Origin of the sequence: Methanosarcina sp. 1.H.T.1A.1 (assembly GCF_000979295.1) — an archaeon.
In the GTDB taxonomy this organism is placed as follows: Archaea; Halobacteriota; Methanosarcinia; order Methanosarcinales; family Methanosarcinaceae; genus Methanosarcina.
Genome location: NZ_JJQY01000040.1, coordinates 1 through 15,575, shown reverse-complemented (window position 1 = coordinate 15,575; position 15,575 = coordinate 1). Strand labels below are relative to the sequence as shown.

The following is a 15,575-nucleotide window of genomic DNA, read 5'->3' as shown; positions in this document are numbered from 1 at the left end:
AAAATCGGCTAAAAACCGCTATTTGCTGGGCATGGGGTATTTTTTGGGTAAATTGCCCAATTTTTGGGAAAATATCTAATTTTCAGATAAGCGTGTGAATCTTCAGGAAAACGATATCGGGAAAGATAAAATTGACTTTCTGGTCAAAAGCACTTTTTGGTCAAAGTCTTCATAATCGAAGCATATATTTACAATTTCTGTAATATCTAGTAATTACTGGAAATTCTGTAAATCGGGCGTTGAAATGAATTCCGCAAAAAAAGAATTTGAGAATCTTGTGTATCAAGGGATAAAATCCCAGGGACTCGATGAACTTTGCTCTAAATTATTAGCAATACTTTACTCTGAACCGGATCTGCTAACTTTAGAAGATCTTTCTACGATGACTGGGTATAGTTTTTCAGCAGTTAGTGCAGCAATGAAAATGCTCAGTGGAATAAAATTAGTGGAAAAAACAAAGAAAGCTGGTTCTAAAAAGTTGTACTTCTCAGTTCAAAGAGATATGCTGACACTGACAATTAAGGCAGTAAAATCCAAGAATGAACTCATGGTCAGTCCTGCGATTAAAGAGCTTCCAGCAATAATTGAAACATGTAAAAATAGTAACGCAGAGGACTCCGAAGAACTGCTCAAAATAATCGAAGATTATTATCAGCAAATGGTTGCATTAGATTTAATTTTTAAAAATCTTGTTGAATTTACAGAAAAAATTCAAAACGAGGTGAGTAAAAAATGAATCAGAATACTAAGCTAACATATTTGCTTTTATTAGTTTTTGCCGTTAGCTTAACAGGAATTCCTATTGTTGATGCAGAAATTTCTAGTTATGCATGCGTAAACGCAGAATTACAGGAAATAAGTCCCAGTTCAATAGGTCTCGATGAAGAATTCACCCTGGGAATTAATCTTGAGAGCTGCGGTACTAAAACTCCTGAGGATATTACTTTTGAGATAATCAGTATCCCCTCAGATATAATAGTTACAGAAAATTTAGTTACTAATGTTTCAAAATTAACTTATAGTACAAGTGAAAGGTACCTGATATATCACATGAGAACAACCCCTGATGCTAAACCTGGCCCTCATCTTATCAAAATGAAATTAACATATGCAAACAAGCCAGTTGATACTGAAAAATATTACGAAGTTGAAATAAGGGTTATAGGCGAAGATGCTGAACCAAGAGTATCTTCTGTTGAAACCAGTCCCGAATATATCTATGAGGGAGATACAGTTGACTTGAGATTGGGTATAGAAAACTATGGGGAAGCAATAGCAAAATCTGTGGTAGTTAATTTGGATCATGAGTTTAAAGGAATTAAAACTTCTACAATTGGAACTCTTGGCTTAAATGGCAGTCAAACTGCATTATTCAAGTTTAAGGCAAACAGGTCAGGAGAGTTTAAAATCCCTGTCATTATAGAGTATGAAGATGATTTTGGCAAGCAACAAGATGAATATACGATTGGAATAACTGTGCTTGACAAAAAAGGAAGTTTGAATCTTGCATCTGTAAAGGTCGATCCTGTTCTTCCTTACATGGGTGATACTGTAGAATTGACTATGAGAATCGAAAACTCTGGTGACAGATCAATAAATTCAATCAGAGTCTATGCTGACCATCCATTCAAAGGATTAAAAGAATCCTTTATAGGAACTCTTGACCCAAATGAAGACGGGCCTGCAGTAATTACTTTTATAGTTGATCAAGCAGGAGAATACGAAATCCCTGTAACTATTACTTATAGCGATGATTTTGGTGAAGAACAAATTGAAACGAAAATTAATCTTATAGTCCTGGAAAGTAGTGGTGGAGCAGGAACCGCTGCAATTGTATTGCTGATCCTGGCAGTTATTGGAGGACTAATTTACACTAATTATAGAACAAAAAAGTCAAAAGATGAGATAATTAAGCAGTTAATGGAAGGCAGCGGTGACTCTGCTAACGATGAAAAATAATGAGAGGTCTCCAGCATGATCAACGATATCAGAGTGGGAAGCCTCATTGCATACTGCAGTGTAAAAAGAGGAAACAAAAAAACACTAATGTTCATAGTTTTTGTTCTCTCACTCATTTTTATGAACCTGGTATTCCTTCCATCAATGATAGGAGGAATGACTGTTCTATTTACTGGATTTATGCAAGACTACCCTTACGGGGATATTGTCATTGAGCCAACAGGCGACAACACCTATATTAACAATGCTGATAGCGTCTTGCAGAAAGTCAGAGCGGTCGAAGGTGTGAGAGCTGCAACAAAACGACTGGACGCTGGAGCATCTATTGAGCATAAACAGAAAGTTGTAGGAGTGACTGTAACAGGGTTGCTTCCCACAGAAGAGTATGAAGTTTCACGATACCCATATATTATCAGTGAAGGAGATTTCTTAGGAGAGCTTTCCCGGGACGAGATTATCATTGGTGCTATGATCGCAGGTACAGGTTTTGGATCAGAAATATATGATAACCTGGGTGAAGTAAGACCAGGATCGCTTGTTGACGTAACATACAGCAATGGCGTAAAGAGGACCTATAAAGTCAAAGGCATCATGGAAGGCACATTTGAACTTGTTGATCTTAATGCTTTAGTTCACTATAAAGAAATAGAAGAAGTTTATGGTTTAGAAGGAAGTAAGGCTACCAGTGTAGTTGTAAGGATTGACAAGCAAGGAAGTGAAGAACAGGTACAGGATAAAATCAGAGAAGCTGGGGTGAATGAGCAAGTTTTCACATGGGCTGATAAGTCAGAAACTCTCATAAAGCAAGCAATGCAAAGCATGGGTGCTATAGATGTCATGTCAAAGTTTGTGAGTTTGATCGTGGGTGCAGCACTAGTTCTTATCATTATCTATATCAACGTACTTAATAGAAAAAAAGAGATTGGGATTTTAAAAGCAGTAGGCGTTACTCCAAGATCAATAGTATTATCCTATGCGTTCCTTAGCATGTTCTATGTTTCTTTAGGAATACTCGCAGGATTGGCTTTATATTTTTCACTTATGCTTTACTTCCAGGCAAATCCAGTAACATTCTACGAAACCATGGAAATAAGACCCCAGATCGATCCTATGCTGCTTATTGAAAGCATAGTTACCATGCTTATACTATCAGTGATAGCCGGGACACTCCCTGCCTGGAGTGTATCAAGGGAGAGCATACTCAAAGCAATATGGGGACGATAAAAATGATCATAGTAAAAGACCTGAAAAGGTATTATGGGACTGGGGAAACTGCTGTCAAGGCTCTAAAGGGCGTTTCGTTCGAAATAAAGAAAGGGGAATTTGTAGCGATAATGGGTGCGTCCGGAAGCGGAAAGACGACTCTGCTAAGGATACTGGCGTTACTGGACGATGCAACAGATGGAGAATATACCATTCGGGGATTACAGGTTTCCAGCTTGCCTGAAGCAGAAAGAAGTTATTATAGGCTAACACAGGTCGGTTATGTCTTTCAGGACTATGCACTCATTAATGAAATGAGTGCTGCAGAAAATGTTTATATCCTTTCCATGATGGAAGGAAAATCAAAAAAGGAATCTTATGAAACTGCTCTTGAAGCACTGGATAAGGTTGGCCTGAAAGGAAAACATAACAGGATTCCTGATGAATTATCCGGTGGAGAAAAGCAAAGAGTGGCAATCGCAAGAGCCATAGCAAAAAAGCCTGACATATTGTTTGCTGACGAGCCGTGTGCAAACCTGGACACTAACAACTCAAAACAAGTACTGGATGTTTTCAAAGAATTGAATGAAAAATATGGCCAGACAATTGTAATGGTAACACATGAACCGTGGCATACCGAGTATGTTGACAGAGTAATTACTCTCGAAGATGGCAATTTAGTTAGCGATGAGAAAAAACGAAATCGGTAAAGAATAAGGGATTTATATGCAAAGCTTTTTACTTCTTTGCCTTTAGTCTCCTTAAAACAGGAACTTTTTCAGGAAAATCGTAGAATTTACAGGCAGAAAGAGCTTTCTCGTGCGGCGCAGAACCCTGGAATTCAGGAAATAAATTCACCCCGTAAAGAGGGAGGAATTAAAAACGAAGTCTGCACTAAAGAAATGAGTTTATGCAAAAAAGTTAAATATGAATTTATGCTGCCGAAACACCCGCATCCCTGCAAATCAGTTCAGCCTGCTTGAGGATATTTTCAGTAGCGAGTTTCTGCATGTCCGGTTTTTCACCTGTTTACTCCCGGACCTGTTTGTAATCAGTTTATTTTCTCGATCAGGGCGAGGAAGTTTGCTCTTAATCTTTCTTTTGTGGAGTCCGAAAGGTCATTGAGTTTATCGAGGGCTCTTAGTGCCTGTTCAAAATAGGATTTTGCAAGGGTAGGGTCCATTTCAAGGTAGGTTGCTCCCATGAAAACGTACAGGTAAATGAAGTCGTCGTATTTCTCAGTGAGTTTGCTGTAAAGTTCCTGAATCCTCCCAAATTCACCTTTTTCTGATAGTTCGGAGATGTAAAGTCCTGCAAGTTCGTAAAACTCCGGGCCGTTTTCCAGCAGGAAATCGAATTTTTCGGGGTCTTCCATTGAAAGGAACCTGCTTTCCACTTCTGCCATCATCTCTTCTTCGGTCAGCTCTTCTCTTTCATCCCTTTCCTCTACTTCATTTTCTTCTCCATATTCCTCTACAAATTCGAAATAATCTTCCTCGTCCCCTTTCATGAGAATGAGTTCCGCGTGTTTACCGGACAAACCCAGTTTAGCAGCAAGCTGTTTTATGCTCTTCTCATACTCTTCATTCTCTTCTTCTGTGAAGAGGTTCATGACGTAAGCTACCCACTTTATGTATGCCTGTTCATCTTCCATCCATGATCTGTTATCGATAATCTCTAAAACATAGTCTATTACCAGTTTCAATTCATGGTGGGTAACTGGTTTTTCTTTAAGGAGTTCTATCAGGTTTTTGACAATTTCTTTTTCAAGGTCCTGTTTAAAAAAAGAAACATCTTTGTTGTCGTTTTTTCTGATATTCTTTAATGCCGATACTGCATCCCTATCCTTTATTTTCCTGTCAGCCTCGCAAAAATGCCTGGCAATTGAATATTCTGTTATTCCTATATGCTCGGCGTATTCATACTCTATACCCTGCAGGCTTTTTATCTTCTTTACTTCCGGCGTATCGGGTGCAAGATGCCGGAAAAGTGAATCTTCTCCCCCTTTAATGGATCTATCTCCAGTTTCATGGTCCATCGCTTTTCTCTCCTTTACTCCTTGCCTTCCTTCCTTCTTCTCTTTCTCTTTCTCTTTCTTTTTCTTCCTTCTTCTCTTCCTTCCTTCTTCTCTTTCTTTTTTCTTCCTTCTTTACTTTCGTAACACTCCATTGTGTTCAGTAAGCACACTTATAACTGAACATGCATCAAAGCCTTCATGCATCAAAGTCTTGAAGCCCCGGATTGGAATTTTATTCCCACTCCATCAAAATCTGGTAGCAGCCCGTATGCTCATCAACCTCTTCCCCGGCTGCTCTAAGCCCGCTCTTTTCATAAAAGAGGATAGCTTTTTTGTTATCCCTGTATACCTTAAGGGAAAGCCTACCTTTCAGGGCTTTTGCGTGCTTGAGAAGAGCTTTCCCTGTTCCTCTCCCCTGCGCTTCGGGAGCTACGAAGAGGGCACATACCCTCTCTCCGGCAAGCGAAATAAAGCCTGTAATCTTTCCTTCCTGTTCAAAAACATAATTTTCGGCAAGAGGCAGGTACTTTTCCTTCATTGCGGATTTATGCGAAGCCCAGAAAGAAGCTGGCATAAAGGGATGGGCAATGACCGACGCGTCGTACCAGATCCTTACCATCTCTTCAAGGTCTGTTTCCCTGTAAGTTCTGATCAATTTATCCGATTCCTCTCTTTTATTAGGGTTATTTTATTGATCTAAAATTAAAATTATATCCTTATATCTTGGATGGTGGAATCTATTGGGGGATGTGTTAATTTCTCAGGCTACATCCTCATCTCCGGTTAAGAGGCTCCTGCTGGAAAAGTATCCGGTTAACAGACTCCACGTGGAAAGTTCAGTTTATTCAGTTTATTCAGTTTAATAAGTGCCAGACTGGAGAATTCAGGTTACAGGACGGTGTTGAAAAAAGGATCGGTACATTATGTGTCAGTTATGCAGAAAAGAATGAACCGAAAGTGGTTCGGCCGAAAAAGGGCTTTGAAGAAAATGGTCCGAGTCAAAAAGAAAAAGTCGGATAATTTATTTTCGGATAATTTCTTATCTTTAATTCTTATCTTTTAATCTGACTCGATCTGCCTGATCAAGTTACTTGCATATCTTTCGGATATTTTCACCTGCTGGCTGCAGGGTACAACCTTTACCAGTTTCCCAAACCGGGTCACGTACATCTCGGGCCCGTGTGATGTCTTCACTTTTGTGAAAGTGTATCCTTTTGGAAAGGTCATTTTCTTAACCTCCTATACATAATATGTCGGGCCTGCCATATATACATTTTTCAAATTAATAATCATTATATTTTATGGCTACGGACGTTGAATCTTTTTTAATAATTATCTCATTTGAGGGATAATATATATAAAATAAAAACGACTATTTGTGAGTTATCTACAAACCTAAAGGTTATTTTTAAGACTCAGTTCACAGGCTTTATCCCTCTCTTTTTTTGCGAAATGATTTTAGAAAACGGCAAAGGGACTGACCTTTAATGGTAAACCGGGAAGACAAATTGGGAGAAAAATGAGACAAATAAGATAAATGAGACAAATAAGATAAATGAGACAAATCAGATGTGCACCCGGTTATAAACATACAATAAAAAAGAAATAAATTATCGGAATTTTTCCGTTACTTTCAGCAATTCTTCTTCATCTTTTGCCAGGGAGACGATGGCCATTTCCACCATCAGGTTCACGATTCCGTCCGAAAGCTCCCTGAAATCAGTCCTGAGTCCTATAACAGGTTTTCCTTTTGCATAGGCATAGCCTATCTCCCAGGCTGTCCCGGAGTCCACGTCCACCCCGTCAAGGATTGCAACAACAAGGTCTGAGGTATCCACGCCTTCCACGCATTTCCTGAAGATACATTCCTGGTTCTGTCTTTCGCGCTCCTGTGCCGCATCTTCTGCGTCTTCCTGGGGCAAAAAAACGGAAAAGCCATTATTGAGCAGCATATCCTTCAATTTCAGGTTGTATTCAAGTTCGGCATGCGTAAAGAGTGGGCCTGCAAGGTATATTATCTTTTTTTTGCTCAAGTTTCTTTCCTCCTGTCACTCCGGAAGTCAGCACTTATAAGAATTTTCTTGCAGGAAATAAGGTTGATAAAGGTAAAATAGTTTGCCTTTTACTACAGTTTTTACATATCTTTGCTCTTGATTGAAGCTGATATGAACCTGTCCGGAACTGTCTGGAATAAACTTATATATCTAGAAATTTAAACTACACTGTCTTAATATTATTTGTACGATTTTTCTATTCAGGGGGTAATATGATGACCAAAAATTTTTCCGTAGTCGCGTTCTCAGATGAAAAAGGAACCGCTCCTGTTATCGGGACGGCACTCTCAATTGCAATTGTTTTCATTCTAGCAGGCCTCGTTTCAGCAGTTATTTTTTCGGGATATGCGGATTCCTTCCACAAAGGGTCACCAGCAGCAAAACTTACTGTTTATTTTTCTGATGATGATAGTTCACTTGAGTTCAAACATGATGGGGGAGATCAGCTCTTTTTCGACAGTTCTTCACTATCTGTTATTATGGATATTAATGGGACTTCATACCCGCTCAATGACTCTGCACTGGGCACCCTTGGAGTCGGTGAAATCAGAACTCTTGATCTGAATAAGAGTGAGGAGCTGCCTGCAATGAAACTGGAGCCGGGAGATATGGTTTCTGTAAAAGTGGTTGATTACGAAAGCGGTGCCCTTATTGCAAAGCGTGAACTTGAGGTCAAAAGGCAGATGGTTCTAAAGCCGGAATTACCTTTATGAGCGTATTCTTTTCCCCGGTCAACAGCCCTTAGAGCCATCTCTCTGGTTTTTTCGATAACAAGCTTAATTATCTTGTATTGACATTACACTGGCAGTGAGTACTTATGATTAAGGCAGGAATTATAGGAGCTTCCGGATATACAGGAGGAGAACTCCTCCGCTTACTGGTAAACCACCCCGATGTCAGGCTTGAGCTGGCAACTTCGCGAAGTCTTGCAGGAAAACCCGTAACAAGCACCCACAGGCATCTCGAAGGTTTTCTGGACTTAAAGTATGAAAATCCGGATCCCGAAGAAATCAGGGAGCGCTGTGATGTTGTGTTTGTGGCGGTGCCTCACGGGACTGCTATGAATTATGTACCTGAACTGCTCGACGGCAGCACAAAGGTGATCGATCTCAGTGCAGACTACAGGCTTGATATCCCGGTATTTGAAAAAATTTATGGAATGGAGCACAAAGACCCCAGGAAAACAGTTTACGGACTGGTAGAACTTCACCCTGAAGCTGCAAAGGAAGAGCTTGTGGCAAATCCGGGCTGTTTTCCTACCGGAGCAACCCTTGCAGCAGCCCCTCTTGCGGCAGCAGGGTTAATCGATATTGCAGTCTTTGATTCCAAAACAGGGATTTCAGGGGCCGGGATTTCGCCTACGGCAACCTCTCATTATCCGAACCTCGCTGAAAACATTATTCCGTATAAGCTTACAGCCCACAGGCACAGGGCTGAGATTTTCCAGGAATTGACAAGACTGGACGGAAAGCTTCGGAACATCAGCTTCACTCCCCATGTGATCCCATCCGTCAGGGGGATCTTTACAACTGCTCATCTCTTTACGAAAGAGCCTCTTTCTACTGAAGATGTGCAGGGGATTTATGAGGAGTTTTACAGGGGCAAACCCTTTGTCCGGCTTCCGGGAGGAGTCCCTTCCCTTACTGCGGTCAGGGGATCTAACTTCTGTGACATAGGTTTTGAGGCAGATAAAGAAAATAACAGGGTTGTAGTGCTCTCGGCAATCGATAATCTTGTCAAAGGCGCATCAGGGCAGGCTATCCAGAACATGAACCTTATGTTCGGACTGGCTGAGACTCGCGGGCTCTGGCTGCCTGCGGCAGCGCCGTAAAGGTAGAACAGGCGAGAACATATAACTGGTGACGGATTAAAATAAAGAATGGAATTTATCTTTGGGGTAGTCCGATGAAAGTAAAAGATGTCATGAATTCTGACGTTGTCTTCTGCAAGCCTGACAATACAGTCCGGGAAGCTGCAAAAGTCCTGAAGGAAAACAATATCAGTGGAGCTCCTGTCCTTGAAGATGGACAGCTTGTAGGGATAGTAAGTGAGGCTGACCTGCTTGAGCTACTCGTAATTCCAGAAAAAGGAAACCTCTGGCTTCCAAGCCCTTTTGAAGTTATAGAGGTCCCAATAAGGGAACTCCTTAGCTGGGAAGAAACTAAAAAAATGCTTTCTGATGTTGGTTCTACAAAGGTTGAAGAGATGATGACAAAGGACGTGCACACAATCTCTTCCGAAGCCTCGGTTGAAGAAGCCTCCGAACTTATGGTCAGGCACAGGATCAACAGGCTTCCGGTCATGGAAAATGACCATGTGGTTGGAATTGTCACGCGCGGAGATATTATTGAAGGCCTTGCAAAGCTTTGAATGAGGAGTGTTTTCATGAAGCAAATCGAGGGTGGAATATGTGCAGTAAGGGGCGTAACTGCAAACGGGATAAAACCCGGAAAAATGGGAATTGCGGTCATCCTTGCGGAAGGTCCCGCAGCAGGTGTTTTTACTAAAAATAAGGTGGTTGCAGCTCCGGTTATTCTGAGCAAAAAACTGATCGAAACCGAGCAGAGGCTTTCGGCTATAATTGCAAATAGCGGGAATGCCAATGCTTTTACAGGCGATGACGGGTTCCTGGACGCTATAGAAATGGCTTCTACGCTCGCTGAAAAGCTTGACCTCGATCCCGATACTGTTGCCGTTGCCTCTACTGGGGTGATTGGCAGAAAGCTTGACGTTTCATGGATCAGGGAACATCTCCCTGAAGTCCTTGAGGGGCTTGGCAGTTCCCCTGAATGCAGCCGGGCAGCTGCAAAGGCGATTATGACCACTGATAAAACCTTAAAAGAGGCGGCTGTGGAACTCGACTGCGGGGTCAGGATAGGGGCAATTGCAAAAGGTTCGGGCATGATCGAGCCCAATATGGGGACCATGCTCTGCTTTGCATACACCGATGCAAAAGTGCCTGCAGATGTCCTTGATGCGGCTCTCAGGAAAGCTGTGGATAAAACCTTCAACATGGTTGTTGTCGACGGCGATACAAGCACAAATGATATGGCTCTTTTCACCTCCACCTGCAAGTCCGGAGTCAAGCCCTGTATGGAGTGCCTCGACGAGTTTGAGGATGGGCTGATTTACGTGTTCACGGACCTTGCAAAAAAGATGGCAAAGGATGGGGAAGGAGCCACGAAACTTATCGAAGCCAGGGTCATAGGCGCAAAAACTTATGAAGACGCTAGGCTTGCTGCAAAATCTATTGTACGCTCACCTCTGGTCAAGTCCGCAATCTTCGGAAAGGACCCCAACTGGGGCAGGGTTGTGGCTGCTGCCGGATACTCGGGTGCCGAACTTGAGCAGGAAAGGCTTACCCTATCTTTCTCAGGAGGGGGAGAAGAAGTCGAACTTGTGAAGTCCGGAGAAATTTCCAGGGCTTCAGATCTTGCGCTCCTGAAAAAGATAATGGCAAATGAGGAAATTATCATTACCCTTGACTTTGGAATGGGAGAGGAGTCGGCAACTGCCTGGGGCTGCGATCTGACTTACGATTATGTAAGGATTAATGCAGAATATACTACATGATGTTGAATTCAGATCTTTCTGACCTGACCTCAGGTCTCCAATCTGCACAAAGTTAATAAAATAAACTTAAAATGGGAAATAGGGAAAATATAAGCGGGATAACCCCGGGTACTCAAAAACCCTGGTTTACTTTCCTTTATTTTCCTTTATTTTCCTTTATTTTGATTTATTTCCCTTTATTTTCCTTTATTCAAGGTCAATTAAACTTCTTAATTCCGGATACTTTGTTTTATTCCCAGGGGGTTTACGTAAGTGGACATAGAAGAATGGGAACAGCGTCACAAAGAAGCGTTTTACGATGCAAAAGAAGCACTTCCTTATCTGGACGGGATGTTTGTAGCTTATAACAGCAATATCGATGCTATCAGACACCTGACTGAAGAAGACCTGTCAAAGCTTGTCGGGCTTTTTGATGAGGCTGAAATTCAGGACAGGGTTGCGGTATACCCTAGAGAGATTGCAGAACCTCTGGACTTTGTTGCCCGCCTGCTCATTTCCATGCGGGAAGGGAAAGCCGCAGAAGTGCCTGCATATACCGCAGATACTCATGAATGGCTGAAGGAGCACCTGGGGTTTGACTATGCCCGCATGGGCGGCCAGGCAGGGATTATTTCAAATCTCCTTGCCCGGTTAGAGCTGAAAAAGGTGGTAGCTTATGTTCCCTGGCTTTCTGAGGAGCAGGCAGAATACTTTGCAGCTACGGGCAATCTCCTGCACCCTATGGTGGAAAATGGAAAAGTCTTCCTGAAGCCTCCGGGAGAGGCCTTCAAGCCCGGGACCGGCTCAAAGGTTAACTGGATATTTGAATATTCCAAAGACCTGAATGTGGCCTGCGCCGGGAGCACTTTCAAGGTACCGAGGGATAACCGCCTGATCATCTCCTCCCGCCCCAAATGGCTCCGCCTGGATATGGATAAACAGATTTACGAACACCTTGAATCCCTCCTCCCGGTTGACGGGGCAATGCTTTCCGGTTATCAGATGATTAAGGAAGAATACGAGGATGGGTCCACCTATAAAGATTACGTCGAACATTCCGTAAAGGTTATTGAAAAGCTGAAGTCCCTGAACCCCGAACTCCGCATTCATGTGGAACTTACATCCATCCAGAACCGGCTGATAAGAAAAGCCATCCTTACGGAAATTGTTGCCAGGCATGTCCATTCCCTGGGCCTTGACACTGTGGAGGTGGCAAATGCCCTGAACGTGCTGGGATATGAGGAACTATCGTATTCCGTGATCAAGAAAGGAGAAAACGGGATTATGTCCCTCTACCAGGGGGCTGTCCAGCTCATGAAGGACCTGGACCTTGAGAGAGTCCATGTGCACTCTCTTGGCTTTTACATCTGCATCCTTGCAAAAGGCCACCCTCTAACCCTGAAAGAACAGAGGGATGCCCTGCTCTTTTCCTCGGTTCTGGCAGCTGCCCAGGCCCTCAATGGAAATATCGAGAACCTTACGGAAGCCGAAGCCGGGCTGGAAGTGCCTGTCTCAGTTAAAGGGTTAGAAGATCTCGAAAACTTCAAGCTTTACTGCACAGGAAGAAAGCTCTGCAGTTCGGATGAGTTTGAGTACGGATATATCTACGGGCCGGACCATGATGCTATTCTTATCCCTTCCAAGGTAGTAGACAGGCCTAAAGCTACGGTAGGGATAGGAGATACGATTTCAGCAGGCGCTTTTGCTGCCATGCTTGCGAAGATGAAACAAAAACAGGCAGGAAAATAAATTCTCTGAAAGTTCTCTAAACAAAATTCTCTAAAAATAAATTCCCTAAAAATAAATTCTCTAAACAAAATTCTCTACAAATAAATTCTCTAAAATAAGCCTCATGAGGCAGATTTTCTATCTGCCTCGTCTTGTAATGGATCGAAAAATTCCCAATCTGAGTGCCTGAAAAAGAGGCTGCTTTTCCATTTGAATCTACAGGAACCGGTTAGATGAACATACTTTGCGGTTATAATGTAAACATAGATTCCGTATACCGGATAAGCGGAGCCGAAATCTCGGAGCTGCTGAGTGCTTTTGAAAGGACCGAAATCCTTGAAAAAATAGAAAATCCTCCCGGAAAAATCCTTTCGGAATCCGATTTTGCGGCAGGGCTCGCCTATTGTATGAAAAACGGGTGCGGAGCCGAATGGCTTGTTTTTGAGCAGGCTGTATTTGAGTTTCTGAAGAACCGTTATTTTGATAAATCCCTTGTAAGGATGGGCGGAAACGCCGGGATAATGGCAAATGCCCTTTCCGAACTCGGGGCTTCGAGAGTAGTCCCGAATGTTGCAGTTCCTTCAAAGACCCAGCTTTCTCTATTCTCCGAAAAAGCAGTATATTTCCCGGATGCCCACCTGCAAACAGAGGAAAAACCGGATGACGGGCCTGGAAATCACATCTCTTCTTCTTTTTCTCCTTCTTCTTTCAGCAACCAGGACCCCATACATTTTGTTTTTGATTTCTCCGAAGGCGAAACCTTTTCCCTTTACGGCACTGAGGTCAGGGCTCCGAGGGAAAACCGTTTCATAGCAACCTGCGACCACTTAAATTTCAGGCTCTTTACCAGTTCTGCTTTTGAGAGCTATGCCCTGAAGCATGCCGGAGAGATGGACGGCGCACTGATCTCAGGTTTTCACCTTCTGCTTGAGACCTATCCTGACGGCAGCACCTACAAAGGGATCCTTGAGAATTCTTTTTCCCGGCTCAAGGCCTGGAAGGCAAAGAACGATAAGCTCAGGGTCCACGTAGAATTCGGGCATTTTGCAAGCAGGGAAATTGCAAATGCTGTCTTTCTAAAGTTTGCCGGGACCTCTGACAGCATCGGAATGAACGAGGACGAGCTTGCAATGCTTCACAACCTGCACGGAATTCCGGCTGAAGGGATTTTGCGTATGGAAGCCGAAGCTGTAGGAATGGCAGCCTGTAAACTTGCTTCCCGACATGGGCTCGGCAAACTTTTCATTCACACAAGGGAGTTTGTCCTGGCCGCCTTTAAGCCGGATTCCGGAAACTCTGGTGGTTCCGGAATTTCCGGGGAGTCCGGGAGTTCTGAAGAGCCCTGGATTTCAGGAAAATGGGAAGATAAAGAAAGCCCTGCCCTGTTAAAAGCAGCCGAAAAAAATCTTGAAGCCATAGGCTTCGGGCTCAGGTGTGCTGGAGCATATGCGGCTTCAGGCAAGCTCGAAGGGCGGGAATTTGTAGAAAAGGAAGCTTCAAAACTTCAGGAGAGCCTGTTTGGAAGGCAGCAGGTGCAGCCTTTCCTTGAAGCATTCGGCGGAGAAACCTGTGGGCAGGGCGCTTTTGCTCTAATGGAAGGCTACCTGATCTGCATACTTCCCACACTGCTCTGCAAATCTCCTCTAACTACTGTGGGGCTCGGGGACACGCTAACTGCAGGAACTTTTCTAAGGGGGCTTGAACTGGATGTACAGGCTTAAGCCCGAAATCTTTAACCTGAACTATACTCTCGATTGCGGACAGGTTTTCCGCTGGAAACAGGATGGGGACTGGTGGACAGGAGTTGTCGGAGACCAGGTTATCCGGCTTTCTCAGGAGGAAGACAGCGGGGAACTGCTTGTCAATTCCAAACTTCCTCCAGAATTTTTATCTCATTATTTCCGGCTGGATGACAACCTGCCTTCGATCTATGAAAGCATAAACAAAGACCTTTTGATAAACAGGGCGATCAGCAAATATAGAGGTCTGCATCTTATCAGACAGGACCCCTGGGAATGCCTGATTTCTTACATGCTCGCAACAGCTTCAAGCATCCCCACAATTCAGAAAAGGATCTGCCTTCTGAGCCAGTTTTTCGGACAGGAGCTCGAAGAAGGATATTTCAGTTTTCCGGACTCCGAGGCTCTTGCAAATGCAGATCTGTCCCTGCTTGACAAATGCAAGCTCGGCTTCAGGGCTGAGCGCATAAAAGAGGCAGCCAGAGAAGTGGCTTCAGGCGAACTTGACCTTAACGTCCTCTACCGTCTGGAGTACAGGTATGCGCGGGAACGCCTCATGAGGATTCGCGGCATAGGGGAAAAGGTTGCTGACTGCGTCCTTCTTTTCGCCTTTGAGAAAATGGAAGCCTTTCCCGTAGATACCCATATCAGGCAGACCATTCAGCACTACCACATCGATGACAATTTCTTTGAAAATTGCACGAACATGAGCAGAATGGGAGACTGGGGACGGGAATATTTCGGCCCCTATTGCGGGTATGCCCAGCAGTACCTCTTTTATCAGAAAAGGGTGGAGGGGTTCGTCCCTCTTTATTAAATTCTCTTTATTACCTCTTTTTTATTAATTTCTTTTTAAGCATTTTCCTTAGAATCTGATGAATAAAAATTCTTTTTACACCCATTTCCTCAAAAATACCCTGAAATCCGGGTCTTTTAGCCTGCAGATCGCTGCATCTTCAAGGACCTCAAAGCCCTCACTCACGCTGCTGTGTACATGTTTTCCAAGGGAGCAGTTTACAAGCTGTTCTTCAAGGAGCCCTTTCGCAGTCGGGTATTTGCGCTGGATTTCAAAGACGTACTTTCCTCCTTCGATATAGCCTCCGAAAACATTTTCAGCCCCTTCGTACTTGGCTTTGAACTTATCGGCGTGTTCTCTGACCCAGACCGGAGGCCCGATTCTTTTCTTGACGTTGGGGAGGGTGCCTGAGATAAGTTCGAGCATGATTACGGTTTCGGGGTTCCCTGACCAGACCCCGGTTTTGATCACAGAAAAATCGTATTCATTCAGGAGGGCAGCTGTAGACCTGTCTCTTATACACATCT

The 15,575-nt window shown here is 43.4% G+C and carries 15 protein-coding genes and 1 pseudogene; 11 read left to right on the top strand and 5 right to left on the bottom strand.

Annotation, left to right across the window (positions count from 1 at the left end):
* Positions 1-244 precede the first annotated feature (244 nt).
* From EO95_RS04145 to EO95_RS04130, 4 genes are read left to right on the top strand one after another with little or no spacing between them, the layout of a single operon-like run.
* Positions 245-736: a GbsR/MarR family transcriptional regulator gene (locus tag EO95_RS04145; protein ID WP_048132449.1), complete on the top strand. Its 492-nt coding sequence runs from the start codon at positions 245-247 to the stop codon at positions 734-736.
* On the top strand, positions 733-1,959 hold the full coding sequence (locus EO95_RS04140) for a COG1361 S-layer family protein (protein WP_048132448.1): 1,227 nt from the start codon (positions 733-735) through the stop codon (positions 1,957-1,959). The genes EO95_RS04145 and EO95_RS04140 overlap by 4 nt, the downstream gene beginning before the upstream one ends.
* 15 nt (positions 1,960-1,974) lie before the next feature.
* The gene (locus EO95_RS04135) at positions 1,975-3,183 is read left to right on the top strand and encodes an ABC transporter permease (protein ID WP_048132446.1); all 1,209 of its coding nucleotides are present in this window, start codon (positions 1,975-1,977) and stop codon (positions 3,181-3,183) included.
* Between the two features lie 2 nt (positions 3,184-3,185).
* Entirely contained in the window at positions 3,186-3,872 is a 687-nt protein-coding gene (locus tag EO95_RS04130; RefSeq protein WP_048132444.1) for an ABC transporter ATP-binding protein, read from the top strand.
* Between the two features lie 341 nt (positions 3,873-4,213).
* Here the strand turns inward: EO95_RS04130 and EO95_RS04120 are convergent, their stop codons facing one another.
* The 4 genes from EO95_RS04120 to EO95_RS04110 form a co-directional block, all read right to left on the bottom strand.
* Positions 4,214-5,200: a hypothetical protein gene (locus tag EO95_RS04120; RefSeq protein WP_048132440.1), complete on the bottom strand. Its 987-nt coding sequence runs from the start codon at positions 5,198-5,200 to the stop codon at positions 4,214-4,216.
* 211 nt (positions 5,201-5,411) lie between these two features.
* Entirely contained in the window at positions 5,412-5,834 is a 423-nt protein-coding gene (locus EO95_RS04115; RefSeq protein ID WP_048132439.1) for an N-acetyltransferase, read from the bottom strand.
* Positions 5,835-6,238: 404 nt separating this feature from the next.
* On the bottom strand, positions 6,239-6,406 hold the full coding sequence (locus EO95_RS17445; protein WP_156163973.1) for a hypothetical protein: 168 nt from the start codon (positions 6,404-6,406) through the stop codon (positions 6,239-6,241).
* Between the two features lie 383 nt (positions 6,407-6,789).
* A complete protein-coding gene (locus EO95_RS04110) occupies positions 6,790-7,212 on the bottom strand; it encodes a nucleoside 2-deoxyribosyltransferase (protein ID WP_048132437.1) in 423 nt (140 codons plus the stop codon).
* 233 nt (positions 7,213-7,445) lie between these two features.
* On the opposite strand from EO95_RS04110, the gene EO95_RS04105 reads away from it, so the two are divergent.
* The 7 genes from EO95_RS04105 (at position 7,446) to EO95_RS04075 (ending at position 15,069) form a co-directional block, all read left to right on the top strand.
* Positions 7,446-7,946 carry a type IV pilin gene (locus EO95_RS04105; RefSeq protein ID WP_235282852.1) on the top strand — a complete coding sequence of 167 codons (501 nt, stop codon included), beginning with the start codon at positions 7,446-7,448 and terminating at the stop codon, positions 7,944-7,946.
* A 104-nt stretch (positions 7,947-8,050) separates the two neighbouring features.
* On the top strand, positions 8,051-9,064 hold the full coding sequence (gene argC, locus EO95_RS04100; RefSeq protein WP_048132434.1) for an N-acetyl-gamma-glutamyl-phosphate reductase: 1,014 nt from the start codon (positions 8,051-8,053) through the stop codon (positions 9,062-9,064).
* 74 nt (positions 9,065-9,138) lie between these two features.
* Positions 9,139-9,603, top strand: coding sequence for a CBS domain-containing protein (locus EO95_RS04095; protein ID WP_048132432.1), 465 nt, complete (start codon positions 9,139-9,141; stop codon positions 9,601-9,603).
* A gap of 15 nt (positions 9,604-9,618) precedes the next feature.
* Entirely contained in the window at positions 9,619-10,806 is a 1,188-nt protein-coding gene (gene argJ, locus EO95_RS04090; protein WP_048132430.1) for a bifunctional ornithine acetyltransferase/N-acetylglutamate synthase, read from the top strand.
* Positions 10,807-11,058: 252 nt separating this feature from the next.
* Entirely contained in the window at positions 11,059-12,534 is a 1,476-nt protein-coding gene (gene pfkC / locus EO95_RS04085; RefSeq protein WP_048132429.1) for an ADP-specific phosphofructokinase, read from the top strand.
* 212 nt (positions 12,535-12,746) lie between these two features.
* Positions 12,747-14,234 (top strand): ADP-dependent glucokinase/phosphofructokinase, encoded by a 1,488-nt coding sequence (locus tag EO95_RS04080; protein ID WP_048132428.1) that lies wholly within the window; start codon positions 12,747-12,749, stop codon positions 14,232-14,234.
* Positions 14,221-15,069: a DNA-3-methyladenine glycosylase gene (locus EO95_RS04075; protein ID WP_048132426.1), complete on the top strand. Its 849-nt coding sequence runs from the start codon at positions 14,221-14,223 to the stop codon at positions 15,067-15,069. The genes EO95_RS04080 and EO95_RS04075 overlap by 14 nt, the downstream gene beginning before the upstream one ends.
* A gap of 75 nt (positions 15,070-15,144) precedes the next feature.
* On the opposite strand, the pseudogene EO95_RS04070 reads toward EO95_RS04075, so the two are convergent.
* Positions 15,145-15,575, bottom strand: a pseudogene (locus EO95_RS04070) (CCA-adding protein); the annotation flags it as partial.